A 25553-nucleotide genomic window follows, 5' to 3' on the forward strand; every position below is an offset into this window, starting at 1 on the left:
GGGCTTCAGCCACCGATGTAGCTCATCTCTATGCGCCGGCCGGGGCTGGCGCTGCTGGGCGGCAGACTGCTGCGCAATTGCGAATATTGGTCGCTGCGCTGCTGCCACAGCGGCGCGATCGCGCCGGCCAGCTCTGCATCGCTGGCGCCGGCGCGCAGCAGGCTGCGCAGATCCCAGCCCTGAGAGGCGAACAGGCACAGGTACAGCTTGCCTTCGGTCGACAGCCGGGCGCGGTTGCAGTCGCCGCAGAAGGCTTCGGTGACGCTGCTGATGAAGCCGACTTCGCCCAGAGCGGGATCGTATTCGCCCTGAGCGTTCGCATAGCCCCAGCGCGCCGCGGTCTCGCCCGTGCTGCCCGGCGCGAGCGCGACCAGCGGGAATTCGGACTGCAGGCGTTCGCGCACCCGGGCCGAAGGCAGGACTTCATCCATGCACCAGCCGTTGGTCGCGCCCACGTCCATGTATTCGATGAAGCGCAGCGTCACGCCCGTGCCGCGGAAAAAGCGCGCCATCGGCAGAATCTGGTCGTCGTTGGTGCCGCGCTGCACCACCATGTTGACCTTGATGCGCCCGAAGCCCACGGCCTGGGCGGTTTCTATGCCCTTGAGCACGTCGGTCACGGCAAAGTCGACATCGTTCATGCGGCGGAACACCGCGTCGTCGAGCGCGTCCAGGCTCACGGTGAGCCGGTTCAGGCCCGCATCCTTGAGCGCGCGTGCCTTGCGGGCGAGCAGCGAGGCATTGGTGGTCAGCGTCACGTCGGGCGCAAGGCCTGCGGCGGTGCGCAGCGCCGCGAGCTGCTCCACCAGGGCCTCGAGGTTCTTGCGCAGCAGCGGCTCGCCGCCGGTGAGGCGGATTTTCTGCACACCGTGGGTCAGGAAGACGCGCGCCAGGCGCGTGATTTCCTCGAAGCTCAGCAAGGCGCTGTGCGGCAGGTAGGTGTAGTTCTTGTCAAACACCTCCTTGGGCATGCAGTACTGGCAGCGGAAGTTGCAGCGATCGGTGACGCTGATGCGCAGATCACGCAGCGGCCTGCCCAACTGGTCAAGCAAATGACCGGAAGGGGAGGTGGGCAGTTGCGGCACAGCCGCCGTCAAGGCTGCTGTGCGCTGATCTACCAGAGGAATCACTCGTACAGCCATGGGAGGTATTTTGCCGCAATCGGCGGCGTTCGGCCCAGGCGGGCGGGATGCTTGAGTGGGCACCGGGGCTAGGCGCCGGACTTGCCGGCCACGGGCTGGGGGCGCCAGTGCACGAACTGCGGGTAGTGCGCGGCCACGCCCGGGCCGTCGAAGTCCCAGCCCAGGCATTGGCCCAGGTGGCGTGGCGGCTGGCCGGGGTCGCCGTCGGCGAACACGTTGGGCATAGACTGGAACGCCGCCGTCGCCATGTTGAACAGCAGTTCGCGCAAATGGGTGCAGCTGCTGACGCCGCCCAGATGTTCCTGGATGGACTTGCGCCAGCCGCGACCCATATGGCAGCCCACCATCTTTTGCAGCGCGGCCGCGGCTTCGGGGCAGTTGCCCAGCGGGTGGGAGTCCATGGCCACCTCGATGGCCTGGACCTGCAGCGCGTCGTTGATGGTGGCGCGTATCCACATGTGGTGGATGGCGGTGCCCGCGCGCAGCAACTGGCCGCTATTGAGCACGCGGTCCACGGCCTTGCTGTCGTGCAGCTCGCCTTCTATGTCCCAGAGGCCGTCGGGGCGCTCGAAGCTGCGATAGCGCACATCGCGCAGGTGCTGGGGGGTGCGGTGGGGAATTTCTGTCAGGGGCATCGTGGATTCTTCGGGACCGGCGCTGTCGTTGAGCTGCCGCATGCCCCGACCGTAGCGAACAAACGCCGCCCAGGCAAGCACCTGCGGCTCAAGCCGCAGCCACGCTGTACTCGCGCAGCTTCGCCAGGTCCAGGATCTCCAGCTTGCCGCGGTACAGGCGGATCATGCCGCGCTGCTGCAGCTCCTGCAGTATCTGGTTGGTGGTCTGGCGCGACAGCGCGAGCATGCGCGCGAGCTGTTCCTGCGACAGATTGAGCATGCGCCGCGACTGCGTGGTGTCCAGGCGCAGGCCGTAGTCTTCGGCCATGGTCACCAGCCGGCGCGCCAGCCGCTGCGGCGCGGCGAGCACCGACTGGTCCTCCAGCGTGATCAGCGCCTGGCGCAGCTTGAGCGTGACCAGCAGCGCCAGCGAGCGCCAATGTTCGGGATGCTGCTCCAGCCATTGCAGCAGCGGCGCCAGCGGCACCTGCAGCACGCAGCTCGGTTCGGTGGCGTAGACATCATGGATGCGCGGCGACTGGTCGAACAGCGACAGTTCGCCAAACCAGGCCGGCGACTCGAGCAGCGTCAGCAGCGTGCTGCGCGCGTGGGCGCCGCTGCCGGCGCTGGAGATGGACAGCGTGCCGCGCAGCACCGCGTAGAGCCCGCCGGGTGGATCGCCGCGCACGAACACGGCTTCGCCGGCGGCGAGCTGCTGCACGCGGGCCAATCCCGTGAGCTGCTGGGCCAGGGCCTTGGGCAGTTCATGGAACCAGCGGCCCGAACGCAGGATGATCAGGTGTTCGGGCAGCAGCGGCGAATAGAGAGGTGAAGGCGCTTGCGTCAGCATCACGACATACCGGGCGGTGAATGGACAACACCCTATTGACGCATGCCTGCGGATTTTAATAACGCATGGAAACCCTGAGGTCAAAAACAGTGCATGCGAGCGCTGTCGCCTGGTTGCCGGGTTGATTTTCCCGGTGCATGCCGGGGCGACCCGAGGCTGCGCCTAAAATCATGGCCAATCCCGCTGCGGACCTCTTGTTTCACTCAACTCAACATCATCATGTCCTTCGACAAAGTCTCCCCTGGCAAGAATGCGCCCGACACGTTCAACGTGGTCATCGAAATCTCGGCCAACGCCCATCCCGTGAAGTACGAAGTCGACAAGGAATCGGGCGCGATCTTCGTCGACCGTTTCATGACCACGGCCATGCACTACCCCACCAACTACGGCTATGTTCCGCAAACCCTGTCGGGCGATGGCGATCCGGTCGACGTGCTGGTGATGACGCCGTTCCCGCTGCCCCCGGGCGTGGTCGTGCCCTGCCGCGTGCTGGGCATTCTGATGATGGAAGACGAAGCCGGCGTCGACGGCAAGGTGCTGGCCGTGCCCACCGCCAAGATCCTGCCGCAATACGCCAAGATCGAATCGATTGCCGACGTGCCTGAAATCACGCTGGCGCAGATTTCGCACTTCTTCGAACACTACAAGGACCTCGAAAAGGGCAAGTGGGTCAAGGTGCAAGGCTGGCAAGGCGTGGACGCCGCCAAGAAGGAAATCGTCGACGGCATCGCCAACTACAAGGCCTGAGCCGCAGCGCAAGCCATGGCCTGCCGCACGCGCTTTCAGCGACGCCGTTGCAGAACGGCGAGCCGGGCGTGCCTACCGGGCGATGGGCGTTGAATTCGCAGCGTGTTGTCAGCAATGACAGCACGCTGTTTTGTTGTGGGGCATCCGCCTGCAGGTGCCGGGGAGGTGCGCGCGGGCGGATGAGGGAATGGCAAGCATTGGAAAGACAAACACAATGAAGTTGGCTGATATGCGCCTGGGATTGAAGCTGGGGCTGGGATTTTTTCTGGTGGTGCTGTTGACCGTGGCGGTCGGCGGCCTGGCGCTGTGGCAGTTGCAGAAAATCAATGCGGCCGCGAGCTTTCTCGGCGGGCAGGCACTGCCAAGCGTGTCGGATACCGGTGATATCCGCGTGCAGTGGAACCGTCTGCGGCGCCTGGACGCCGGCCTGATGTCGGCCAAGAGCGCCGAGGAAGCTGCCGCGCTGGCAACGCAGGCACCGGCCATCATGGAGCAGCTGCAGACGCTGGAACGCGCCTATGAAGCGCTGGACCACAATGCCGAAGAAGGCACGCTGATGGCCCAGTACCAGACCGAACGCAAAAGCTATGTCGGCAGCCGCGAAGCGCTGTTCCAGGCGGCCAAGGAAAAGGATTACACGCTGCTCGAGCAGGATTCGCTGCTGGGCGACGCGGTCGGCAATGTCTACCGCGGCGCGTCGGAAACTGCGTTCGTGGCGCTCACGGAAACCGTGGGCCGGCTCAATGCGATCAGCCAGCAGCGCGCCCGGCAGGCCCAGCAGGCGGCGGCCGCGGCCTATGACAGCGCACGCCTCTGGGTGGTGGCCGGAGTGGCCCTGAGCGCCGTCATCGCGGCATTGTTCGGCGCACTGGTGACGCGCTCCGTGACGCGGCCTGCGCGGCAGGCGGTCGATGCGGCGAACCACATCGCCCTGGGCGATCTGTCGCAGTCGATTGCGCCGGGCAACAAGGACGAAATGGGCGATCTGCTCACGGCCTTGCAGCGCATGCAGATCAGCCTGGTGCAGACCGTCAACAGCGTGCGCAACAACGCCGAGGGCGTGGCCACGGCGAGCGCGCAGATCGCCTCGGGCAACAGCGACCTGTCGGGCCGCACCGAAGAGCAGGCCAGCGCGCTCGAGCAGACCGCGGCGTCAATGGAGCAGCTGGGCTCGACGGTGCGCCAGAACGCCGACAACGCGCGCCAGGCCAACCAGCTGGCGCTGAATGCGTCGGCGGTCGCGGCACAGGGCGGTGACGTGGTCGCCCAGGTGGTCGGCACGATGAAGGGCATCAACGAAAGCAGCCGCAAGATCGCCGACATCATCGGCGTGATCGACGGCATTGCGTTCCAGACCAACATCCTCGCGCTGAACGCGGCCGTGGAAGCCGCGCGTGCGGGCGAGCAGGGCCGGGGCTTTGCCGTGGTGGCCAGCGAAGTGCGCAGCCTCGCGCAGCGCAGCGCCGAAGCCGCCAAGGAGATCAAGTCGCTGATCTCGGCCAGCGTCGAGCGCGTGGCGCAGGGCACGCAGCAGGCAGATTTGGCGGGCGAGACCATGACCGAAGTGGTCGGGGCGATACGCCGCGTGACCGACATCATGGGCGAGATCAGCGCGGCCAGCAGCGAGCAGAGCACGGGCGTGGCCCAGGTCGGCGAAGCGATCACGCAGATGGACCAGACAACGCAGCAGAACGCGGCGCTGGTCGAGGAAAGCGCGGCTGCAGCCGACAGTCTGCAGCGCCAGGCGCAGGACCTGGTCCAGGCCGTGGCGGTGTTCAGACTCGCGCAGGACGCGCACCAGCGCGCCGCGAGCGCCAGTGCGCAGCCCACAGTCCAGCACCCCACTGCGCGCGCCACCGAGCTGCCTGCGGCGCCGCGCGCTCCGGCCAAGGTGCCGCAGGTGGCCGCAGCGCCGGCTGCCGCAGCACCGGCTGCCGCAGCACCGGCTGCCGCAGCACCGGCTGCCGCAGCACCCGCGCCAGCGGCATTGGCGCCGGCCGCTCCAACTGCCGTGGCGCGCCAGACCGCCGACAGCGATTGGGAAACGTTCTGACGCGACAAGTCCTTTTTTTGGGGCCTGCCCTCGCTTTTTAGTGACAATATGTAATCCGGTCGTGCGCGGGCGCTGCCCATGCCGCCGGATCCCCATTCACACAGACCTGGAATCGGCGCGGGAGACAAGGCTTGACGCCTGTGGCCCGCCGTGCATCCGCGATCCAGATGCGTCCGCCAACGCGGCGATCTCAACCCAAGGGAGCCTTCATGCTTTCGAATCTTTCTTCTTCCGGCGGCCTGCGTTCGCGCTCCGCTTCCCAGACGGCCCAGGTGGCCAAGGCCGAGTTCCTGACTTTTCAGTTGGGCCAGGAAGAGTACGGCATCGACATCCTGCGCGTGCAGGAAATCCGCTCCTATGAGACGCCCACGCGCATTGCGCACGCGCCCGACTTCATCAAGGGCGTGGTCGATCTGCGCGGCGTGATCGTGCCCATCGTCGACCTGCGCATGAAGCTTGGCTGCCCCACCGTCGAGTACACGGCGTTCACCGTGGTGATCATTCTCAATGTGGCCGACACCGTGCTCGGCGTGGTCGTGGATTCGGTCGCCGATGTGGTCAATCTGGCGCTGGACGCGATCCGCCCCACGCCCCAGTTCCAGTCGCAGGTCGACGAAGCCTTCATCAAGGGCATCGCCACCGTCGGCGAGCGCATGCTGATCGTGATGGACATCGAAGCCCTGTTGAGTTCGGCCGACATGGGCCTGCTCAAGGCCGCTGTGGGCTGACCCGACACGCAGGAGCGGCCTGTGCGCCGCTCGGGCAATGGCGTAGTGATGCTCCGGGGCATTTTCGTCTCAGCTAGAGTGCGCGAGACAATTCATTACATTGATCCCGGGCCACCGGGGCGATTCATCAGAGGCAAGACTCATGCGCTACGCACACTTGAAAATCGGCACCCGCCTGACCCTGGCGTTTTCCATCCTGTTGTTGATTACCGCCGGGATCGCCGGCATGGGCGTCTGGCGCCTCGAGTCGCTCAAGGAGGCCAATCAGGCAATTGCCACGGTGCACACGCAGCGCAGTCTGCTCACCCAGCGCTGGGCGTCGTGGATCGAAGCCAACTGGGTGCGTACTTCGGCCGTCATGCGCAGCAGCGATCCGGTTTTTCTCGCGACTTTGCGCAAGGACATGGCGGCCGCCAGCGATAGCGTCAGCGCGGCGCAAAAGCAGATCGAAGCCATGGTGCAGGACGAGCAGAGCCGGGCACTGATGGCGGATGTGGCACAAAAGCGCAAGGCGTATTCGGAACTGCGCGCCAGTCTGCAAAAGCGTCTGGCACAGGGCGACGATGTCTCCCAGGAGCTCGAGACCCGGCTCAAGCCGCTCGCCGACAGCTACCTGAATTCCGTTTTCCAGGTCGCCGACAGCGCCGCCAAGAGCCTGCTGGCCGTACAGGCAGATGCCCAGGCTTCGGCCACCACCAGCCAGATGGTGCTGGCCGCCGGCGCAGCGCTGGCGCTGCTCGCTGGCCTGCTGCTGGGCGCGCTGACCACGCGTTCGATCACCCGCCCGATTCAGCGGGCTGCCGATGTCGCCGGTGCCATCCGCAATGGCGATCTGACTTCGCAGATCGACGCCAGCGGCAAGGACGAAACCGCGCAGATGCTGCGCCGCCTTGCCGGAATGCAGGACAACCTGCGCAACATCGTGGCCAACGTGCGCCAGGGCTCCGAAGCCGTGGCCACGGCGAGCGCCCAGATCGCTTCGGGCAACAACGACCTGTCGGGCCGCACCGAAGAGCAGGCCAGCGCACTCGAGCAGACCGCGGCGTCGATGGAGCAACTGGGCTCGACCGTGCGCCAGAACGCCGACAACGCGCGCCAGGCCAATCAGCTGGCGCTCAACGCCTCGACCGTGGCGGTGCAGGGCGGCGACGTCGTGGCCCAGGTGGTGGGCACGATGAAGGGCATCAACGACAGCAGCCGCCAGATCGCCGACATCATCGGCGTGATCGACGGCATTGCGTTCCAGACCAATATTCTTGCGCTCAACGCCGCCGTCGAAGCGGCGCGCGCGGGCGAGCAGGGCCGGGGCTTTGCGGTCGTGGCCAGTGAAGTGCGCAGTCTGGCGCAGCGCAGCGCCGAGGCGGCCAAGGAAATCAAGGCGCTGATCACGGCCAGCGTCGAGCGCGTGGCGCAGGGCACGCAGCAGGCGGATCTCGCGGGCGAGACCATGACCGAAGTGGTGGGCGCGATACGCCGCGTGACCGACATCATGGGCGAGATCAGCGCAGCCAGCAGCGAGCAGAGCACGGGTGTGGCCCAGGTCGGCGAAGCGATCACGCAGATGGACCAGACAACGCAGCAGAACGCGGCGCTGGTCGAGCAAAGCGCGGCCGCGGCCGACAGCCTGCAGCGCCAGGCCCAGGAACTGGTCCAGGCTGTCGCGGTGTTCCGTCTCGATGACGGCCATGCCAGCGTTGCCCGGGTGCAGCCCGCAGTACGCAGCGCCCCGCCGCCAGCCGCGCCGCGCAAGCCTGTGGCAGTGAAGGCGGCGCCTGCCGTGCCGAACGCCGCCGCGCCCGCGGTGCCGCTGAGCGTCAGCTCGCGCGGCCGGCCTGCGCAGGCCGGCTCCGGTACCGACGACTGGGAAAGCTTCTAAGGCTGCGGCTGCGCGGCCGGCGGGCTGGCTGCGCGCAGCGGACTGTGCGCGTGCAGCTCCTCGAGATAGTCCTGCACGCCCGCGCCTTCGCGCGCGAGAAACCGGTCCACGGCATCGGCAAACGCCGGGTGGGCGATCCAGTGGGCGCTGGCCGTGGGCGTGGGCAGCAGCGCGCGCGCCATCTTGTGCTCGCCTTGCGCGCCGCCCTCGAAGTGCGCCACGCCGTGCGCAATGCACCATTCGATAGGCTGGTAATAGCAGGCTTCGAAGTGCAGGCAATCGACGCGCTCGAGCGCGCCCCAATAGCGCCCATAGGCGACGCCGCCTGACGCGCCCGCATCTTCGGCCGCAGCGGCGTTGAGCGCGATCAGGCTTGCGGCGATGGGCGCGCCCGCGCGCTCGGCGATGAACAGCAGCCAGTGCGAAGCCATCTGCGCGCCCAGGCGTGCGAAGAAGTCGCGCGAAAGATAAGGTGCGTTGCCATGCTCGTAATAGGTGCGCGCGTAGCAGCTGTAGAAGAAATCCCAGTCCGCGGTCTCTATCTGTGCGCCATGCAGCGCACGAAACGTGACGCCGGCCGCGGCCACCTTGCGGCGTTCCTGGCGGATCTTCTTGCGCTTTTCCTGCTGCAGTTGCGCGAGAAAATCGTCGAAATCGCGCAGCGCGCGCGGGCCGGCGGCATCGACCGCTTGGTTGTTCCAGTGGAACTGCACGCCGCCGCGCTGCATCCAGCCGTCGGCGCGGCAGGCCGCGAGATCGGCCTCCTCGGTGAACAGTGCGTGCACCGACGACCAGCCGTCCTGGGCCTGGACCCAGCGGCGCACGGTCTGCGCCAGCAGCGCGCGCAGCGCCGCGTCGCGCGCCAGCAGGCGCGAGCCGGGCACGGGCGTGAACGGCACGGCAATCACCGCCTTGGGGTAGTACTCGAGGCCATGCTCGGCATAGGCGCGCGCCCAGGCCCAGTCAAACACGTATTCACCCGAAGAATGGTTCTTGGCATAGAGCGGGCATGCCGCGACCAGTTCTTCGCCTGCCCACAGCGTGATGAAGCAGGGCTGCCAGCCGGTTTCCAGCGTTGCGCTGCCGCTGGATTCGAGCGCTGCCAGGTACTCGTGGCGCATGAAAGGCGTGGGCACGGGCTGGCGCGCGAGCAGCTCATTCCAGGCCTGCGCGGGGATCTCCTGCACCGCGGTGAACACGCGGGTGATAATTGCGCTTTCAGCCATGCCTGCTCCCGGCGCCGCGTGCCGAATTTCCTGCTCCGGGAGAAGCGCTTTTGCGATGGGCCTTGTCGGCCTGATTTCTATCCATGACGTTCTCCATCTGCACTGCTCAGCGCAATTTTGTTGTGGGCGACCTGCCTGGCAATGCGCAAAAAATCATCGACGCCGCACGCGCGGCCCATGCGGCCGGCGCGCGCGTGCTGCTCACGCCCGAACTCGCGCTGTGCGGCTACGCGGCCGAAGACCTGCTGCTGCGGCCCGCGTTTCTCGATGCCTGCGAGCAGGCGCTGCATACCGTAGCACGGGAAACCGCCGACCTCACGGGCCTGGCGATTGTGCTGGGCCATCCGCGGCGCGTGGCCGGCGAGCGACTGTGCCACAACGCGGCCAGCGTGCTGCGCCACGGGGTTGTCGAAGCCAGCTATGCCAAGCAGGCCCTGCCCAATTACGGCGTGTTCGACGAGCAGCGCTATTTCACGCCCGGCGACGCGCCCTGCGTGTTCGAGGTCGACGGCGTGCGCATCGGCCTGCTGGTCTGCGAGGACGCCTGGCTGCCCGGCCCGGCGCAGCGCGCCGCCCAGGCCGGCGCGCAGCTGCTCGCCGTCATCAATGCTTCGCCTTTCCATGGCGACAAACCCTCGGTGCGCGAAGCCATGCTGCGTGAGCGCGTGCAGGAAACCGGCCTGCCCGTGGTCTATGCCCATCTGGTCGGCGGCCAGGACGAGCTGGTGTTCGACGGTCATTCTTTCGCGCTCGGCGCCGACGGCGCGGTGGTCGCGCGCGCGCCGGGCTTCGAGGAAAGCCTGATGAGCGTGCAGGTGACGGCCCAGGGCGGCGCGCTGGCGCTGCAGGGCGAGGTGCAGCCGCTGGCCAGCGCGCACGAGCAGCTGTGGCGCGCGCTGGTGCTGGGCCTGCGCGACTATGTGGGCAAGAACCGTTTTCCCGGCGTGCTGCTGGGCCTGTCGGGCGGCATAGACTCGGCGCTGGTGCTGGCGATTGCCGTCGACGCGCTGGGCGCCGACAAGGTGCGCACGGTGATGATGCCTTCGCCTTATACGGCGGACATCAGCTGGATCGATGCGCGCGACATGGCCGAGCGCGTGGGCGCGGCCTACGAGGAAATTTCCATCGTGCCGCAGTTCGAGGCCTTCAAGGCCGCGCTGGCCGCCGATTTCGCCGGCCGCGCCGAAGACACGACCGAAGAGAACCTGCAGGCGCGCATCCGCGGCACGCTGTTGATGGCGCTGTCGAACAAGTTCGGCGCGCTGGTCGTGACCACGGGCAACAAGAGCGAGATGTCCACGGGCTACTGCACGCTCTACGGCGACATGGCCGGGGGCTTCGCGGTGATCAAGGATCTGGTCAAGACCCAGGTGTTCGCGCTGGCCAACTGGCGCAATGCGCACGATCCGTTCGCCACCGGCAGCAATCCGATTCCCGAACGCATCATCACGCGCCCGCCCAGCGCCGAGCTGCGTCCGGACCAGAAAGACCAAGACAGCTTGCCGCCTTATGAAGTGCTCGACGCCATTGTCGAGCGATACATGGAAAATGACGAATCGGTGCAGGATATCGTGGCCGCGGGCTTTGCCGCGGCCGATGTCGAGCGCGTGACGCGCCTGATCCAGATCAACGAGCACAAACGCCGTCAGGCGCCGATAGGCGTGCGCCTCACGCGCCGCAGCTTCGGCAAGGATTGGCGCTATCCGATCACCAATAAATTCCGGGCGTGATGCAGCAATGCATGGCGCCAACGCATTCCCACATCCAGGAGTTCCCATGAAAATGATCACCGCTGTCATCAAGCCGTTCAAACTCGAAGAGGTGCGCGAAGCGCTGGCCGATTGCGGCGTCACCGGCCTCACGGTCACCGAAGTCAAGGGCTTTGGCCGCCAGAAGGGCCATACCGAGCTGTACCGTGGCGCGGAATACGTGGTCGACTTCCTGCCCAAGGTGAAGATCGAAGTCGTGGTCAAGACCGAAGATGTGGACCGCTGCGTCGACGCCATCGTCAACGTGGCGCGCACCGGCAAGATCGGCGACGGCAAGATCTTCGTCACGCCAGTGGAGCGCGTGGTGCGCATCCGTACCGGCGATCTGGACGCTTCCGCCATCTGATCTTCGAGCGCAGGATTTGGCGACCTGCGTCGTCGGTCCTCCATCTTGGCTCGGGTGCGGCCAGCCTTCGGCGCGGCCGGCGAGGCAGGCTCAGGGCGAACGGTCGCAGCGCTGCCCAATCGCCGCGCCTCAGATAACTTCGCGCAGCGCCTTGGTTTCGTCGGCCGTGCCCGCGGCCTCGATCAGCGACGGCAGCAGCACGGCCGCGTCGGCATGGTGCTCTATCAGCCCCATCTGCCATTCGCCCATCAGGCCGCTTTGCACGCTGGTGGCCAGGAACGTCAGCAGGTTGTCGTAATAGCCATCGGTGTTGAGCAGGCCTATGGGCTTGTCGTGGTAGCCGAGCTGGCGCCAGGTCCAGACTTCGAACAGTTCCTCGAAGGTACCTATGCCGCCGGGCAGCGCCAGAAATGCATCCGAGCGTTCGGCCATCATCGCCTTGCGCTCGTGCATGGTCTGCACGATGTGCAGCTCATCGCAGGCATGGTTGGCCTGTTCCTTGTCGACCAGCGCCTGGGGAATGATGCCGACCACGCGGCCGCCGGCCAGGCGCGTGGCTTCGGCCACGGTGCCCATCAGGCCCGAGCGTCCGCCGCCATAGACAAGCTGGCCGCCATGCGCGCCTATCCACGTGCCGACTGCGATCGCGGCTTCGGTGAACAGCGGGTTGACGCCGGGGCGCGAGCCCAGGTAGACGCAAAGGGAAAAAGCAGGTTTGGTGGAGTTCGTCATAGGAATTTCAAGTAAAGGGCGGACAGCCAGGTGCCCGCGCACAGCAGTACGGCCAGCAGCACCGCGGCGCTGCCCATGTCCTTGGCGCGCTTGGAAAGCGCATGCCATTCGGGGCCTATGCGGTCTATCGCGGATTCGATGCCGCTGTTGAGCAGCTCGACGATCAGCACCAGCACGACGCTGGCGACCAGCAATACGCTTTCGCTCCAGCTGCGGCCCAGCCAGGGAGCAAACGGCAGCAGGCACAGCGCCAAAATGGCTTCGGTGCGAAACGCTTTTTCGCCCCAGCCCGCGCGCAGGCCTTGCAGCGAGTAGCCGGTGGCATGCCATATGCGGTGCAGACCGCGGCGGGTTTTCTGCAGGTTGACCGGTGGAATCTCTGGAGGCATGGGCCGAGAGGATACGCTAGCCTAGGCCAGTCCGTCGGCCTTGCGCCGCTTGAGCCGGGCGCGCGCTTCACCTTGGGCGTCGTGCACCAGGCGCGTGCCGGCCAGCGCATCGTGCAGGAACTGGCGCTGCGGGTGCAGGCGGCTGAGCAGCGCCCAGACCGCGATCCAGCCCAGCATCAGCACCGTGGTCTCGCCCGCGGGCAGCTGGAACGGCGCAATCACCGCCAGCGGCGGCAGAAACCACAGCCAGCTGAGCAGATAGCGCGCCAGCGCCCGGCCCTGGCTCAGCGCCCGGCCCGACTTGTCGGTCACGCGGATATGCCAGGTCTTCATCGCCAGCGTCTGGCCCTTGGACCAGAACCAAGTGAAATAGATGCCGAACACCACGAACAGGAAGGCCTGCAGCGCGTGGCGGTTGTCCATCGCATTGCGCGTCTGGCTCAGCGTGCCGAACAGATAGCCGGCGATGAACACCACGCCGAACAGCAGCAGTCCTTCATAGAGCCAGCAGGCCATGCGCCGGCGCAGGCCGGGAGTGTGCGGTTCAGCCGTGGAAAGCGTGTCGGAGGAAGGCATTACGGTGGTGGCGGATCGCCCAGCCCCGTGCCCGCGGTCGTGTCACCGCCTAGAGGCGCCAGCGCTGGCAGGGGCAGGGCGGTTGCGGTCGACAGGTTGACGGGCGCGGTCTCGACCACGCTGGGCATGGTCACCGGACGGGTTTCGACGGCGACCGCCGGCGCGGGCGGCGCGATATGGTGTGTGGCCTGGGCCGTGGGCGTGGGAATCTTGGGCAGATTGGGCAGGTTGGGGGCGGTGGTCACGGTCGCCGTGGCGGCCGGCACGCGTGCGAGCTTCTTCGCCGGCACGGGGCGCAGCGCCGGCGCCGCGCCGCCCGCGGGCTTGGCCGCGGCGGCCTTGGCCGCAAGCGCGCGCTTTTGTTCGTCGCTGAGCGCCTGGTAGGCTTCCCACTGCGCCCATTTGTCCTTGGGCGCCATGCGGTTGGTGATCGCGTAGTTGAGCCTGGCCTGGCTGCGCTGCTGGGCGCTGAGGCTGGCCCAGGACTCCATGCGGTCGCGCAGCTTGAGCTGTTCCTGCGCGGGCAGCGTGTCGAAGGTGCCGGCCAGCACGATCCAGCGGCTCTTTTGCACTTCGCCCATGAAAGGCCAGCGCTTTTCCAGCGGCTGCAGCACGCGTTGCTGGGCTTTCGTGAGCTCACCCCAGTTCGGCCCGGCGGCCAGCAGGCGGCGCTGCGACAGGCCGTTGCGCGGCGCGTCCGAATCCGCGGAAGGCGCCTGCGCGACCGTGGCCATGGCCAGCGCGCTGGGCGCCTGCCGTACCTGCGGCACGACCCAGGCCGCAAGCGCGGTGAACGCCAACAGCAGCGCCGACGCAAGGGCGACGCTGCTCAAATTACGGTGTTCAGTGCGCGGGACAGGGGGCATGCAACCGGGAAATCGCTAGGATCAGAGTGTCGAGACCGCGGGCGGTGTCTGGATGAATTGCAGGAAGCCTGGATCGGTGTAGGCCGAAGGCGGCAGGTCGTCGGTGAGCAGCGCGGCGTCCACTTCAGCGACTTCGTGCGTGCCGAAATCGGTCTGCGAGGTGATGAAGACCGCAAGGCTGATGGCCAGACCGACCAGCGGCGCCGCGGTGAGCGCACCGCGCCACCAGCTGTGCCGTCCGGGCGCGCCCAGGGAGGCGACGCCGCCCTGGTTCTGCACGGCGCTGGCCGTGACGCGCTGGTGGACCAGCACTTCACGCCGGCGCTCGGACAGCGCGCGCTCGCGCCCGGCGCGCAGACGTTCGCTGATGTCGTAGGCCAGCAATTGGTTGTTTTCGCTCAGGCGCGCGGTCACGCGCCGGGCGAAATGATCGGCGGCCTGCTCTACCGAGGGTGATACTGCAATGTTCATAACTGGATTCCTTTGGCCTTCAGTGCCTTGCTGAGGGTCTGAATGGCGCGAAAGCAGTGTGTCTTCACACTGCCTTCAGAGCAACCCATGGCGGCTGCGGTCTCTGCGACGTCCATCTCCTCCCAATAACGCATCAAAAAGGCTTCGCGTTGACGTGTTGGCAGCTCCTGGACCTCTTTTTCTATGCTTTGTAGCGTTTGTACCCGCTGAGTGTGCTCTTCCGCACTTTGTACCGTCTGTTCATTTCCGTTGCCAGCATAGGTCTCGAGCAGGTCAAAGTCCATGCCGTCGTCGCCTTCGGGCTCGAAATCGCTCATGCGCGAGAACACCGCATTGCGTGTTTTCTGCCGCCGGAACCAGTCGAGCGTGCAGTTGGACAGGATGCGCTGGAACAGCATGGGCAACTCTGCAGGCGGCTTGTCCCCGTAATGGTGGGCCAGCTTGAGCATGCTGTCCTGGACAATGTCGAGCGCCGCCTCATCATCGCGGACATGGTAGAGCGCGCGCTTGAAAGCGCGTTTTTCCACATCCTTGAGAAATTGCGAGAGTTCTTGTTCGGTTGCCAAAGAGATCAGCCTGCCGCGAAAAGGGCGCCGTGGCCAGAAAGGGATTGCGGCTGCGGCCTGCCGATTACGGCGGGCGTCAGCTCAGGTCGAAGCGAATTATCGCATCCATCGAATATTTTGCCGCACCTGGATGCCAGGGCATTGCGCCGCAGTGCGATAATCCGGGCGCAAATCAAAAAAGCAAACGGGTCACGGTCCGGCGTCCACACATTTCGCCCATGGCCATGGCCTCAAGTCCCAAACCGGCCTCACAAGGGCTCAGGCCAGGGGCACCCAAGGTTTTTCGTTAGAGAAATTCGCAAAGGTTGATCATGGAAATTTCCAAGGCAGAGCTCTCCTCCGCTGCCGCTGCAGCAGCGTCGTCCACTCCGCGTCCCACTGAATTGATGGGTGCCGAAATCCTCGTCAAGTCGCTCCAGGCCGAAGGCGTGCAGCATCTGTGGGGTTATCCGGGTGGCGCTGTGTTGTATATCTACGACGCACTCTACAAGCAAGACACCATTCAGCATGTGCTGGTGCGCCACGAACAGGCGGCCGTACATGCCGCCGACGGCTTTGCCCGCGCGACCGGCGAAGTCGGCGTGGCGCTGGTCACCTCGGGCCCCGGCCTGACGAATGCCGTCACCGGCATCGCCACCGCCTATACCGACAGCATTCCGCTGGTCGTGATCAGCGGCCAGACATCGACGGCCTCCATCGGCACCGACGCCTTCCAGGAATGCGACACCGTCGGCATCACGCGCCCCATCGTCAAGCACAACTTCCTGGTCAAGGATGTGCGCGATATCGCGGCGACGATGAAGAAGGCCTTCCACATCGCGCGCTCGGGCCGTCCCGGTCCGGTCGTGGTCGACATCCCCAAGGACGTGTCCTTCAAGAAGGCCGCCTGGACCGGTTATCCGCAGAGCATAGAGATGCGCTCGTACAACCCGGTCAAGAAGGGCCACAGCGGCCAGATCCGCAAGGCGCTGCAGCTGCTGCTGAGCGCCAAGCGCCCCTATATCTATACGGGCGGCGGCGTGCTGCTGGGCAATGCCTGCAACGAACTGCGCACGCTGGTCGACATGCTGGGCATGCCGGTCACGCACACGCTGATGGGCCTGGGCGCCTATCCCGCGAGCGAACGCAAGTATCTGGGCATGCTGGGCATGCACGGCACCATTGAAGCCAACAACGCGATGCAGAACTGCGACGTGCTGCTGGCCGTGGGCGCGCGCTTCGACGACCGCGTGATCGGCAACCCCAAGCACTTCCTGTCGGTCGAGCGCAAGATCATCCACATCGACATCGATCCTTCGTCGATTTCCAAGCGCGTGCGTGTCGACGTGCCCATCGTCGGCGACGTCAAGGACGTGCTGGGCGAGCTGATCGCCATGCTGCGCGAGACGCCCGCGCGTCCCGATGCCGGTGCGCTCGCCGCCTGGTGGGACACCATCGAGGGCTGGCGCGAGCGCGACTGCCTGCGTTACGACAACAGCAATCCCGATGTCATCAAGCCGCAGTACGTGGTCGAGACGCTGTTCAACATGACGCGCGGCACCGACACCTACATCACATCCGACGTGGGCCAGCACCAGATGTGGGCCGCGCAGTACTACCGCTTCGACGAGCCGCGCCGCTGGATCAACTCCGGCGGCCTGGGCACGATGGGCGTGGGCATCCCCTATGCCATGGGCATCAAGCTGGCCAAGCCCGACGCCGAAGTGTTCTGCATCACGGGCGAAGGCTCGGTGCAGATGAACATCCAGGAGCTGTCCACCTGCCTGCAGCACAACACGCCGATCAAGATCTGCTCGCTCAACAACCGTTATCTCGGTATGGTGCGCCAGTGGCAGGAGATCGAGTACTCGGGCCGCTACAGCCACAGCTACATGGACGCGCTGCCGGACTTCGTCAAGCTCGCCGAGGCCTACGGCCATGTGGGCCTGCTGATCGAGCGCCCCGAAGACGTCGAGCCTGCGCTGCGCGAGGCACGCCGCCTCAAGGACCGCACGGTGTTCCTCGACTTCCGCACCGATCCGACCGAGAACGTGTTCCCCATGGTCCAGGCCGGCAAGGGCATCACCGAAATGCTGCTCGGCACCGAAGACCTCTGAGCGCAGGGGCCGCGGCCCCAACGCCTCACTTCCCGGCCATCTTCCGATGGCCCCCATTTTGACGAATCTATTGTCCGCCAAGTCCGCGCATTACCGTGCGCGGGGGAGGGCGGCGAAAAGAGGAATCTGTACCCATGAAGCACATCATTGCAGTCTTGCTCGAGAACGAACCCGGCGCGCTGTCGCGCGTGGTCGGATTGTTTTCGGCGCGAGGCTATAACATCGAGTCCCTGACCGTGGCGCCGACGGAAGATCCGTCGCTGTCGCGCATGACCATCCAGACCACGGGCTCGGAAGACGTGATCGAGCAGATCACCAAGCACCTGAACCGCCTCATCGAGGTGGTCAAGGTGGTGGACCTGACCGAAGGCGCCTATGCCGAGCGCGAGCTGATGATGGTCAAGGTCCGGGCCGTGGGCAAGGAGCGCGAAGAAATGAAGCGCCTGGTCGACATCTTCCGCGGCCGCATCATCGATGTGACCGACAAGAGCTACACCATCGAACTCACGGGCGACCAGTCCAAGAACGACGCCTTTTTGCAGGCCATCGAACGCGCTGCGATCCTCGAGACCGTGCGCACCGGCGCGAGCGGCATCGGTCGCGGCGAGCGCATCCTGCGCGTTTGAATTTCCCCCCCCTGCCTTTCCTTTTTTACCCCCTAAGAACCCATCCACTGGAGCCAACATGAAAGTTTTCTACGACAAAGACTGCGACCTGAGCCTGATCAAGGGCAAGACCGTTGCAATCATCGGTTACGGCAGCCAAGGCCATGCACACGCACAGAACTTGAACGAAAGCGGCGTGAAGGTCGTGGTCGGCCTGCGCAAGGGTGGCGCTTCGTGGCCCAAGGTCGAAAAGGCCGGTCTCAATGTGATGGAAGTCAACGACGCAGTGAAGGCCGCTGACGTGGTCATGATCCTGCTGCCCGATGAAGACATCGCAGCCGTGTACAAGAACAACGTCGAACCCAACATCAAGCAAGGCGCTTCGCTGGTGTTTGCCCACGGCTTCAACGTGCATTACAACCAGGTCGTGCCGCGCGCCGATCTGGACGTGTGGATGGTCGCTCCCAAGGCTCCCGGCCACACCGTGCGCAACACCTACACGCAAGGCGGCGGCGTGCCCCACCTGATCGCCGTGCACCAGGACAAGTCGGGCAAGGCCCGTGACCTGGCGCTGTCGTACGCGATGGCCAACGGTGGCGGCAAGGCCGGCATCATCGAGACCAACTTCAAGGAAGAGACCGAGACCGATCTGTTCGGCGAACAGGCTGTTCTGTGCGGCGGTGCGGTCGAGCTGATCAAGATGGGCTTCGAAACCCTGGTCGAAGCCGGCTACGCGCCTGAAATGGCCTACTTCGAGTGCCTGCACGAACTCAAGCTGATCGTCGACCTGATCTATGAAGGCGGCATCGCCAACATGAACTACTCGATCTCGAACAACGCCGAATACGGCGAGTACGTGACCGGCCCCGAAGTGATCAACGCCGAATCGCGCCAGGCCATGCGCAATGCGCTCAAGCGCATCCAGGACGGCGAATACGCGAAGATGTTCATCCTGGAAGGCCGCACCGGCTACCCCAGCATGACCGCCCGCCGCCGCAACACCGCCGATCACCAGATCGAAAAGGTCGGTGGCCAGCTGCGCGCCATGATGCCCTGGATCGCCAAGAACAAGCTGGTCGATCAAACGAAAAACTAAGCACCCCCTGAGCGCCTTCGGCGCTTCCCCCTCTCAACCTTCGGTGGAGGGGGGGCGCCCGGCTAGGGACGGCAGCCTCGGTGCGGGGCGGCCCTTCCTCGCTGCCCCTGACCTGGGGTCAGCCAGTTGTCAGCCGCTGCTACCAAAGCCACCGCAAGGTGGCTTTTTTTATGCCCAGGCCAAGGATGGGCCGGCTCCTACACCCGCGGCGCATGCGGGGCCCCATATTTATGAATGTCGGTGCAGTCCACGCGGGTACACTGCAACACACATGGAGCGCGTCAAGGCGCTCCTTCTCATATGGCGATTTCAGCGGTCCGTTCGAACGGGCACGGTGGTGGAGGTTTATTACATGCATGACGGCAACGATTTGACGGAAACCCCGGGTGTGGTGGTGCGCAAGCGCCGCAAGGGCATCTATATCCTGCCCAATCTGTTCACGCTGGCAGCGCTGTTCGGCGGCTTCTATGCGATCGTGATGGCCATGAACGGCCGTTTCGAGCTGGCGGCCATCGGCGTGTTCTGCGCCATGGTGCTCGACAGCCTCGACGGCCGCGTGGCGCGCATGACCAATACACAAAGCGCGTTTGGCGAGCAGATGGATTCCTTGTCCGACATGGTGTCGTTTGGCGTCGCGCCGGCGCTGATCGCCTATGAGTGGGCGCTCAAGGGCCTGGGACGCTGGGGTTGGATCGCGGCCTTTGTCTACTGCTCCTGCGCGGCGCTGCGCCTGGCACGCTTCAACGTCAACACGGCCGTGGTCGACAAGCGCTACTTCCAGGGCCTGCCTTCGCCAGCCGCTGCCGCGCTGGTCACGGGTTTCATCTGGCTGCTCAGCGACTCGGGCCTGATGCGCGGCGCCGACGGCCTGCTGACCTGGACGCAACTGACCTGGACCATGTTCGCGCTGACGCTGTACGCGGGCCTGACCATGGTCACCAACGTGCCTTTCTACAGCTTCAAAGATGTCCACATGAAGCGCAGCGTGCCGTTTGCGGCCATCGTGCTGATCGCGCTGGCGATCGCGGTGATCAACATCCACGCGCCCACGGTGCTGTTCGGCGTGTTCGTGCTCTACGGCTTCAGCGGCTACGCGGTCTACGCCTGGCGCAAGGCCAAGGGCCAGCAGGTCAGCGTGATCAGCACCTCCAAGGATGAGCCCGAAGAACGCGGTTTACACAAATAAGGCAAGTGCCAAATTATTTGTGCTAAAGTGATCCTCATGCAAAACCTGTCGCTAGCCCTACTAACCATGTCCCACGGGCAGATCTAGTAGCGCGCGCGCATTCCCCCTACTTACGGCCCGTAGCATCAGCGACGGGCCGTTTTGTTTTGTGGAACGCTGGTGCACACCCCCCTTTTCAATTTTCCGAAAGAGCCAAGATGTTGCAGAATCCCGCCAGCAAGTACCGTGCATTTCCCCCCGTCCGCCTCGTTGACCGCACCTGGCCCGATGCGGTGATCAGCCAGCCTCCGGTGTGGTGCAGCGTGGACCTGCGGGACGGCAACCAGGCCCTGATCGAGCCCATGGACATTCCGCGCAAGATGCGCATGTTCGAGCAGCTGGTGGAAATTGGCTTCAAGGAAATCGAAGTCGGTTTTCCTTCCGCGTCCCAGGTCGAATTCGACTTCATGCGCAAGCTGATCGAGGAAGACCGCATTCCCGAGGACGTCACGGTGCAGGTGCTGACCCAGGCGCGCGAGCCCCTGATCCGCCGCACCTTCGAAGCCCTGGCCGGCGTGCCGCGCGCCATCGTCCACCTCTATAACGCCACCGCGCCTGTGATGCGCCGTGTGGTGCTGAACATGAACGAGGACGAGATCGTCGAACTCGCGCGCAGCAATGCCCAGCTGTTCAAGGACATCGCGGCCGACTATCCGCAGACCGACTGGACCTTCCAGTATTCGCCCGAAATGTATTCGGACACCGAGCTGGCCTTCTCCAAGCGCGTGATCGACGCCGTCACCGCCGTGTGGCAGCCCACTCCCGAGAAGAAGTGCATCATCAACCTGCCGACCACGGTCGAGCATTCGACGCCCAATCTGTTCGCCGACATGGTCGAGTGGACCCACCGCCACCTCGAGCGCCGCGATTCGATCGTGCTGTCGGTGCACCCGCACAATGACCGCGGCACGGGCACGGCCGCGGCCGAGCTCTCGCTGATGGCCGGCGCCGACCGCCTCGAAGGCTGCCTGTTCGGCAACGGCGAGCGCACCGGCAACCTCGACATCGTCAACGTCGCGCTCAACATGTACATCCAGGGCGTGCATCCCGGCCTGGACTTCTCGCAGATCGACGACATCCGCGCCACGGTCGAGCACTGCAACCAGCTGCCCGTGCACCCGCGCCACCCCTATGTCGGCGACCTGGTCTACACCTCGTTCTCGGGCTCGCACCAGGACGCGATCAAGAAGGCCTTCAGCGCGCGCCAGGAAGGCGACATCTGGGACATGCCTTACCTGCCCATAGACCCCAAGGACCTGGGCCGCAGCTACGAAGCCGTGATCCGCGTCAACAGCCAGTCGGGCAAGGGCGGCATCGCCTATCTGCTTGAAAGCGAATACGGCCTGCAATTGCCGCGCCGCCTGCAGATTGAATTCAGCCAGGCCGTGCAGCGCGAGATGGATGCCAGCGGCAAGGAGTTGACCGCGCAGAATCTCTGGAGCCTGTTCCAGACCGAATACCGCCTCGACGCCACGCGCCGCCCGCAGTACCGCCTGAGCGGCGAAAGCGGCACGGTGGCCATCAGCGGCGAGTTCCTGATCAACGGCGAAGTGCGCGCCTTGAGCGGCGAGGGCACGGGCCCCATCGATGCGTTTGTCGGCGCGCTCAGCGAAGCCACGGGCCGCAGCATCCGCGTGCTCGACTACGCCGAGCATGCGGTGAGCGCCGGCGCCAACGCCCAGGCCGCGGCCTATGTGGAGCTGCGCGTTGATGACACGCATGTCGTGTATGGCGTGGGCATGGACGCAAACATCGTCTCGGCGTCGATCAGCGCCATTGTTTCGGGCCTGGAGCGCGCTCCGGTCGCCGTGGCCGCCGCCACGGTCTGAGCCCGCAAGGCCTGGTAACCCCGGGCCGGTGTCGGAAGTTGTCGGAGTAAAGTCGGCGGATGTCTCTTTCTGGAGCGTGCATATGACAGACCAACTCATCATTTTCGACACCACCTTGCGCGACGGCGAGCAGTCGCCGGGCGCATCCATGACGCGCGACGAGAAGCTGCGCATCGCGCGCCAGCTCGAGCGCCTCAAGGTGGATGTGATCGAGGCCGGCTTCGCCGCGAGCTCCCAGGGCGACTTTGAGGCGGTGCAGGCCATCGCGCGCGCCATCAAGGACTCGACCATCTGCTCGCTGGCGCGCGCCAACGACCGCGACATCTCGCGTTCGGCCGAAGCGCTGCAGGATGCGCAGCGCGGGCGCATCCACACCTTCATCGCGACCAGCGCGCTGCACATGGAGAAGAAGCTGCGCATGACGCCCGAGCAGGTGCTCGAGCAGGCGCGCCAGTCGGTGCGCTTCGCGCGCAACCTGATTGCCGACATCGAGTTCAGCCCTGAAGACGGCTACCGCAGCGACCCCGACTTCCTGTGCCGGGTGATCGAAGCCGTGATCGCCGAAGGCGCGACCACGATCAACGTGCCCGATACCGTGGGCTATGCGATTCCCGAGCTCTACGGCGAGTTCATACGCAACCTGCGCGAGCGCATTCCCAACAGCGACCAGGCGATCTGGTCGGTGCATTGCCACAACGACCTGGGCATGGCCGTGGCCAACTCGCTGGCCGGCGTGAAGATAGGCGGCGCGCGCCAGGTCGAGTGCACGATCAACGGCCTGGGCGAACGCGCGGGCAACTGCTCGCTCGAGGAAGTGGTGATGGCCGTGAAGACGCGGCGCGACTACTTCGGCCTCGACGTGAACATCGCCACCGAACATATCCTCGCCGCCAGCCGCATGGTCAGCCAGACCACGGGCTTCGTGGTGCAGCCCAACAAGGCCGTGGTCGGCGCGAATGCGTTTGCCCATGCCTCGGGCATTCACCAGGACGGCGTGCTCAAGGCGCGCGACACCTACGAGATCATGCGCGCCGAGGATGTGGGCTGGTCGGCCAACAAGATCGTGCTGGGCAAGCTCAGCGGGCGCAATGCATTCCGCCAGCGCCTGCAGGAACTGGGCGTGGACCTCGACAGCGAAGCCGCGGTCAACGAGGCTTTCACGCGTTTCAAGGAGCTCGCCGACCGCAAGAGCGAGATTTTCGATGAGGACATCCTGGCGCTGGTCAGCGAGCAGGGCGCGCTGGGCCACCACGATCCGTTCGTGTTCGTCTCGCTGGCCCAGCACAGCGAGACCGGCGAGCGCCCGCATGCGCGTGTGGTGTTCAGCCGCGATGGCGTGGAACTCAAGACCGAGTCGGATGGCAACGGGCCGGTCGATGCGTCGTTCAAGGCGATCGAGTCCCAGGTGCAAAGCGGTGCCGACATGGTGTTGTATTCGGTCAACGCGATCAGCGATTCGACCGAGAGCCAGGGCGAGGTCACGGTGCGGCTGCAACGCAGCGGCAGGGTAGTCAATGGAGTGGGCGCTGACCCCGATATCGTGGTCGCATCGGCCAAGGCCTACCTCAGCGCGTTGAACAAATTGCACAGCAGCAGCGAAATGGTGGTGGCGCAAGGTTGAAGGTCGGCTCTATAATCTCGCTTACATTCTCATGAAAGTCGTGCAACTTGTTGTTTTGTGCGACTTTTTTGATTCGGCTTCCCTGTTTTTCTATTTTTTGCTGCTTGGAGCATTTGGATGCACCACCGTCACCGCACCGTGATCGCCCGTCTATTTCAGGTCTCGGCCGCCTTTGCATTGAGCGGAGCACTGGCCTTTTCCGGGGCTTCCGCGGCGCAAAAGAAAGTGGCGAAGAAGCAGCAGGCCAGCAGCGCGAGCAAGCCCGCGCGCGCCAGCAAGGCCGTCAACACCGCCAAGGTCAAGGCCGCGCCGCGCAAGCAGGCCGCCGCTGGCAAGGCCGGCCGGGCCGTTGCCGCCAGTGCGCGCAGTCCGGTGCGAGCGGTCGCTTACGCGCCCGCACGCCAGTCGTTCGGTCAGCTCGCGGGCCTGCATGACGTCACCGACCCGCTCGATCTGAAGTCCAGCGTGGCCCTGGTCGTGGACCAGGAAACGCATGAAGTGCTGCTGAGCAAGAACGACCATGCGGTGCTGCCCATTGCATCGTTGACCAAGCTCATGACCGGGCTGATCATCTCGCAGGCGCGTCTGCCCATGGACGAGGTCCTGACCATCACCCAGGACGACGTGGACACCGAAAAGGGCAGCAGTTCGCGCCTGCGCGTGGGCGCGACGCTCACGCGCGGCGAAATGCTGCACCTGGCACTGATGTCGAGCGAAAACCGCGCCGCCCATGCGCTGGGCCGTACCTATCCCGGTGGTCTCGTGGCATTCGTCACGCAGATGAATGTCAAGGCCAAGCTGCTGGGCATGGCCGACACCAAGTATGTCGAGCCCACGGGGCTGTCCAGCCGCAACCAGTCGAGCGCGCGCGATCTCGCGGTGCTGGTCAACGTGGCCCATGGCGATCCACTGGTGCGCGAGCTCAGCACTTCGCCCAGCTACGAAGTGGCCCAGGGCCCACGCACGCTGCAGTACAACAATACCAACCGCCTCGTGAAGAGCCCGGCCTGGGAAATCGGTCTGCAAAAGACCGGCTATATCTCCGAGGCCGGCCAATGCCTGGTGATGCAGGCCGAAGTCGCCGGCCGCAAGCTGATCATGGTGTTCCTCGATTCCGCGGGCAAGTTCAGCCGCCTGGCCGATGCCGAGCGCGTGCGCCACTGGGTCGAGAACCAGTCGGGTGCGTCCGCGGTTCTGGCCAGCCATAAAATCAAGGGTTGAAGGCCGCCGGCCTTTGACAGGTCCGCAAGGACCGCAAGACATGAGCCCTCCGGCGGTGCAGACCGCTGGGGGGCTTTGTCTTATCCGGCCGTACTGCTGGCAGGCATGCCGTCGACCGAGCGCCAGCCCGCAAAGCCCAGCGACATGGAAATTTCCGCGGCCGTGGACTGCAGCCGCGGCAGCCAGCCGTCGTCGATGCGGTCGGCGGGCGCCGAGATCGACAGTCCCGCGACCAGCTTGCCCTGGTCATCGTAAATTCCGGCCGCGATGCAGCGCACGCCCAGTTCCAGCTCCTCGTTGTCGCGCGCAATGCCGTATTGGCGCGTCTTGGCGAGTTCGCTCTCGAGCACGCCCAGCTGGGTGATGGAGTTGTGGGTATTGCCCGCGAGGCCGGTGCGCGTGGCGTAGGCACGCACGCGCTGCGGATCGTCGGCGGCCAGGAACAGCTTGCCCGTGGAAGTCAGATGCAGCGGCGCATGGCCGCCGATGGCGCGCACCACCTGCATGCCCGAGCGCTCGCTGTAGGTGCGCTCGACGTAGACGATTTCGTCGCCCTGGCGCACGCTCAGGTTCACAGGCTGCTGGATCTGCTTGTGCAACAGGCGCATGGGTGCCATCGCGGCCTCGCGCACGTTCAGCCTGGCTTTGACCAGGTTGCCCAGCTCGAGCAGGCGCATGCCCAGCCGGTAGCTGCCCGATTCGGGGCGGTCGACGTAGCGGCCTATGGTCAGGTCGTTGAGAATGCGGTGCGCGGTGGACGGATGCAGGCCGGTCTTTTCACTGATTTCCTTGAGCGACACCGCTTCCTCGCGCGAGGCCAGCACGTCGATGAGGGTGAACATGCGCTCGAGAACTTGGACGCTGGGTATGGAAGGAGTGCCGGGATCGGTGATTTTCATAATGCGGAAG

At 65.3% G+C, this 25553-nt stretch carries 24 protein-coding genes; 13 read left to right on the plus strand and 11 right to left on the minus strand.

The features are described from left to right. Nucleotides 1–5 precede the first annotated feature (5 nt). From moaA to ACSVDO_RS07160, 3 genes are all read right to left on the minus strand, one after another. Complete coding sequence (moaA, locus tag ACSVDO_RS07150; RefSeq protein ID WP_489595588.1) at nt 6–1142, minus strand: GTP 3',8-cyclase MoaA; 1137 nt, start codon at nt 1140–1142, stop codon at nt 6–8. Nucleotides 1143–1210: 68 nt separating this feature from the next. Beyond that, nucleotides 1211–1777 (minus strand): DUF2889 domain-containing protein, encoded by a 567-nt coding sequence (locus ACSVDO_RS07155; RefSeq protein ID WP_489595590.1) that lies wholly within the window; start codon nt 1775–1777, stop codon nt 1211–1213. A gap of 88 nt (nt 1778–1865) precedes the next feature. Next, on the minus strand, nt 1866–2606 hold the full coding sequence (locus tag ACSVDO_RS07160; protein WP_489595591.1) for a Crp/Fnr family transcriptional regulator: 741 nt from the start codon (nt 2604–2606) through the stop codon (nt 1866–1868). A gap of 219 nt (nt 2607–2825) precedes the next feature. On the opposite strand from ACSVDO_RS07160, the gene ppa reads away from it, so the two are divergent. The 4 genes from ppa (at nt 2826) to ACSVDO_RS07180 (ending at nt 8010) form a co-directional block, all read left to right on the plus strand. Then, a complete protein-coding gene (gene ppa / locus ACSVDO_RS07165) occupies nt 2826–3353 on the plus strand; it encodes an inorganic diphosphatase (protein WP_332536043.1) in 528 nt (175 codons plus the stop codon). Nucleotides 3354–3567: 214 nt separating this feature from the next. Continuing rightward, the gene (locus ACSVDO_RS07170; RefSeq protein ID WP_489595593.1) at nt 3568–5406 is read left to right on the plus strand and encodes a methyl-accepting chemotaxis protein; all 1839 of its coding nucleotides are present in this window, start codon (nt 3568–3570) and stop codon (nt 5404–5406) included. A 209-nt stretch (nt 5407–5615) separates the two neighbouring features. Further along, nucleotides 5616–6134, plus strand: coding sequence for a chemotaxis protein CheW (locus ACSVDO_RS07175; protein WP_332536040.1), 519 nt, complete (start codon nt 5616–5618; stop codon nt 6132–6134). A gap of 142 nt (nt 6135–6276) precedes the next feature. Next, the gene (locus ACSVDO_RS07180) at nt 6277–8010 is read left to right on the plus strand and encodes a methyl-accepting chemotaxis protein (protein ID WP_489595595.1); all 1734 of its coding nucleotides are present in this window, start codon (nt 6277–6279) and stop codon (nt 8008–8010) included. Here ACSVDO_RS07180 and ACSVDO_RS07185 read toward each other — a convergent pair. Further along, nucleotides 8007–9236, minus strand: a complete 1230-nt coding sequence (locus ACSVDO_RS07185; RefSeq protein ID WP_489595596.1) for a GNAT family N-acetyltransferase — start codon at nt 9234–9236, stop codon at nt 8007–8009. The genes ACSVDO_RS07180 and ACSVDO_RS07185 overlap by 4 nt on opposite strands. Before the next feature lie 83 nt (nt 9237–9319). Here ACSVDO_RS07185 and ACSVDO_RS07190 point away from each other — a divergent pair, with 83 nt between their 5' ends. Together ACSVDO_RS07190 and ACSVDO_RS07195 are read left to right on the plus strand one after the other, a co-directional pair. Next, the gene (locus tag ACSVDO_RS07190; protein ID WP_489595597.1) at nt 9320–10966 is read left to right on the plus strand and encodes an NAD+ synthase; all 1647 of its coding nucleotides are present in this window, start codon (nt 9320–9322) and stop codon (nt 10964–10966) included. Nucleotides 10967–11012: 46 nt separating this feature from the next. Beyond that, the gene (locus tag ACSVDO_RS07195; RefSeq protein WP_332536034.1) at nt 11013–11351 is read left to right on the plus strand and encodes a P-II family nitrogen regulator; all 339 of its coding nucleotides are present in this window, start codon (nt 11013–11015) and stop codon (nt 11349–11351) included. Nucleotides 11352–11480: 129 nt separating this feature from the next. Here ACSVDO_RS07195 and ACSVDO_RS07200 read toward each other — a convergent pair whose 3' ends face one another. The 6 genes from ACSVDO_RS07200 to ACSVDO_RS07225 are packed head-to-tail and all read right to left on the minus strand — an operon-like array spanning nt 11481 to nt 14951. After that, entirely contained in the window at nt 11481–12083 is a 603-nt protein-coding gene (locus ACSVDO_RS07200) for an LOG family protein (protein WP_489595599.1), read from the minus strand. Next, a complete protein-coding gene (locus tag ACSVDO_RS07205; protein WP_332536032.1) occupies nt 12080–12472 on the minus strand; it encodes a diacylglycerol kinase in 393 nt (130 codons plus the stop codon). The genes ACSVDO_RS07200 and ACSVDO_RS07205 overlap by 4 nt, the downstream gene beginning before the upstream one ends. A 21-nt stretch (nt 12473–12493) precedes the next feature. Then, nucleotides 12494–13048 carry an RDD family protein gene (locus ACSVDO_RS07210; RefSeq protein ID WP_489595601.1) on the minus strand — a complete coding sequence of 185 codons (555 nt, stop codon included), beginning with the start codon at nt 13046–13048 and terminating at the stop codon, nt 12494–12496. Further along, entirely contained in the window at nt 13048–13881 is an 834-nt protein-coding gene (locus ACSVDO_RS07215) for a DUF3106 domain-containing protein (protein WP_332536030.1), read from the minus strand. The genes ACSVDO_RS07210 and ACSVDO_RS07215 overlap by 1 nt, the downstream gene beginning before the upstream one ends. A 54-nt stretch (nt 13882–13935) precedes the next feature. Beyond that, the gene (locus ACSVDO_RS07220) at nt 13936–14385 is read right to left on the minus strand and encodes a DUF3619 family protein (protein ID WP_332536029.1); all 450 of its coding nucleotides are present in this window, start codon (nt 14383–14385) and stop codon (nt 13936–13938) included. Then, a complete protein-coding gene (locus ACSVDO_RS07225) occupies nt 14382–14951 on the minus strand; it encodes an RNA polymerase sigma factor (RefSeq protein WP_332536028.1) in 570 nt (189 codons plus the stop codon). Before ACSVDO_RS07225 ends, ACSVDO_RS07220 begins: the two co-directional genes overlap by 4 nt. A 311-nt stretch (nt 14952–15262) precedes the next feature. On the opposite strand from ACSVDO_RS07225, the gene ACSVDO_RS07230 reads away from it, so the two are divergent. The 7 genes from ACSVDO_RS07230 to pbpG all read left to right on the plus strand — a co-directional run bounded on the left by ACSVDO_RS07230 (nt 15263) and on the right by pbpG (nt 24644). Continuing rightward, nucleotides 15263–17047: an acetolactate synthase 3 catalytic subunit gene (locus ACSVDO_RS07230; RefSeq protein ID WP_332549159.1), complete on the plus strand. Its 1785-nt coding sequence runs from the start codon at nt 15263–15265 to the stop codon at nt 17045–17047. A 134-nt stretch (nt 17048–17181) separates the two neighbouring features. Then, nucleotides 17182–17673, plus strand: a complete 492-nt coding sequence (gene ilvN / locus ACSVDO_RS07235; protein WP_332536024.1) for an acetolactate synthase small subunit — start codon at nt 17182–17184, stop codon at nt 17671–17673. Between the two features lie 58 nt (nt 17674–17731). Continuing rightward, nucleotides 17732–18748, plus strand: a complete 1017-nt coding sequence (gene ilvC, locus ACSVDO_RS07240) for a ketol-acid reductoisomerase (protein WP_159913874.1) — start codon at nt 17732–17734, stop codon at nt 18746–18748. 352 nt (nt 18749–19100) lie between these two features. After that, nucleotides 19101–19934: a CDP-diacylglycerol--serine O-phosphatidyltransferase gene (pssA, locus tag ACSVDO_RS07245; RefSeq protein ID WP_332536022.1), complete on the plus strand. Its 834-nt coding sequence runs from the start codon at nt 19101–19103 to the stop codon at nt 19932–19934. A 197-nt stretch (nt 19935–20131) separates the two neighbouring features. Further along, a complete protein-coding gene (gene leuA, locus ACSVDO_RS07250; RefSeq protein WP_332536021.1) occupies nt 20132–21802 on the plus strand; it encodes a 2-isopropylmalate synthase in 1671 nt (556 codons plus the stop codon). Nucleotides 21803–21884: 82 nt separating this feature from the next. Continuing rightward, entirely contained in the window at nt 21885–23423 is a 1539-nt protein-coding gene (locus tag ACSVDO_RS07255; RefSeq protein WP_332536019.1) for a 2-isopropylmalate synthase, read from the plus strand. A 117-nt stretch (nt 23424–23540) separates the two neighbouring features. Further along, complete coding sequence (gene pbpG, locus ACSVDO_RS07260) at nt 23541–24644, plus strand: D-alanyl-D-alanine endopeptidase (RefSeq protein ID WP_489595605.1); 1104 nt, start codon at nt 23541–23543, stop codon at nt 24642–24644. Between the two features lie 80 nt (nt 24645–24724). Here the strand turns inward: pbpG and ACSVDO_RS07265 are convergent, their stop codons facing one another. After that, nucleotides 24725–25543, minus strand: a complete 819-nt coding sequence (locus tag ACSVDO_RS07265; protein WP_332536016.1) for an IclR family transcriptional regulator — start codon at nt 25541–25543, stop codon at nt 24725–24727. Nucleotides 25544–25553 lie beyond the last annotated feature (10 nt).

The organism is Comamonas sp. DB36 (assembly GCF_057914905.1).

Excerpts from the sequence above, each read along its gene's own strand:
- ACSVDO_RS07255 (WP_332536019.1), top strand. The coding sequence starts at position 21,885 with ATGACAGACCAACTCATCATTTTCGACACCACCTTGCGCGACGGCGAG.
- ilvN (WP_332536024.1), top strand. The coding sequence starts at position 17,182 with ATGAAGCACATCATTGCAGTCTTGCTCGAGAACGAACCCGGCGCGCTG.
- ACSVDO_RS07220 (WP_332536029.1), bottom strand. The coding sequence starts at position 14,385 with ATGAACATTGCAGTATCACCCTCGGTAGAGCAGGCCGCCGATCATTTC.
- ACSVDO_RS07265 (WP_332536016.1), bottom strand. The coding sequence starts at position 25,543 with ATGAAAATCACCGATCCCGGCACTCCTTCCATACCCAGCGTCCAAGTT.
- moaA (WP_489595588.1), bottom strand. The coding sequence starts at position 1,142 with ATGGCTGTACGAGTGATTCCTCTGGTAGATCAGCGCACAGCAGCCTTG.
- ACSVDO_RS07175 (WP_332536040.1), top strand. The coding sequence starts at position 5,616 with ATGCTTTCGAATCTTTCTTCTTCCGGCGGCCTGCGTTCGCGCTCCGCT.
- ACSVDO_RS07190 (WP_489595597.1), top strand. The coding sequence starts at position 9,320 with ATGACGTTCTCCATCTGCACTGCTCAGCGCAATTTTGTTGTGGGCGAC.
- ACSVDO_RS07200 (WP_489595599.1), bottom strand. The coding sequence starts at position 12,083 with ATGACGAACTCCACCAAACCTGCTTTTTCCCTTTGCGTCTACCTGGGC.
- ACSVDO_RS07155 (WP_489595590.1), bottom strand. The coding sequence starts at position 1,777 with ATGCCCCTGACAGAAATTCCCCACCGCACCCCCCAGCACCTGCGCGAT.
- ACSVDO_RS07195 (WP_332536034.1), top strand. The coding sequence starts at position 11,013 with ATGAAAATGATCACCGCTGTCATCAAGCCGTTCAAACTCGAAGAGGTG.
- ilvC (WP_159913874.1), top strand. The coding sequence starts at position 17,732 with ATGAAAGTTTTCTACGACAAAGACTGCGACCTGAGCCTGATCAAGGGC.
- ACSVDO_RS07170 (WP_489595593.1), top strand. The coding sequence starts at position 3,568 with ATGAAGTTGGCTGATATGCGCCTGGGATTGAAGCTGGGGCTGGGATTT.
- ACSVDO_RS07180 (WP_489595595.1), top strand. The coding sequence starts at position 6,277 with ATGCGCTACGCACACTTGAAAATCGGCACCCGCCTGACCCTGGCGTTT.
- ACSVDO_RS07185 (WP_489595596.1), bottom strand. The coding sequence starts at position 9,236 with ATGGCTGAAAGCGCAATTATCACCCGCGTGTTCACCGCGGTGCAGGAG.
- ACSVDO_RS07205 (WP_332536032.1), bottom strand. The coding sequence starts at position 12,472 with ATGCCTCCAGAGATTCCACCGGTCAACCTGCAGAAAACCCGCCGCGGT.
- leuA (WP_332536021.1), top strand. The coding sequence starts at position 20,132 with ATGTTGCAGAATCCCGCCAGCAAGTACCGTGCATTTCCCCCCGTCCGC.
- ppa (WP_332536043.1), top strand. The coding sequence starts at position 2,826 with ATGTCCTTCGACAAAGTCTCCCCTGGCAAGAATGCGCCCGACACGTTC.
- ACSVDO_RS07210 (WP_489595601.1), bottom strand. The coding sequence starts at position 13,048 with ATGCCTTCCTCCGACACGCTTTCCACGGCTGAACCGCACACTCCCGGC.
- ACSVDO_RS07230 (WP_332549159.1), top strand. The coding sequence starts at position 15,263 with ATGGAAATTTCCAAGGCAGAGCTCTCCTCCGCTGCCGCTGCAGCAGCG.
- ACSVDO_RS07160 (WP_489595591.1), bottom strand. The coding sequence starts at position 2,606 with ATGCTGACGCAAGCGCCTTCACCTCTCTATTCGCCGCTGCTGCCCGAA.
- pbpG (WP_489595605.1), top strand. The coding sequence starts at position 23,541 with ATGCACCACCGTCACCGCACCGTGATCGCCCGTCTATTTCAGGTCTCG.
- pssA (WP_332536022.1), top strand. The coding sequence starts at position 19,101 with ATGCATGACGGCAACGATTTGACGGAAACCCCGGGTGTGGTGGTGCGC.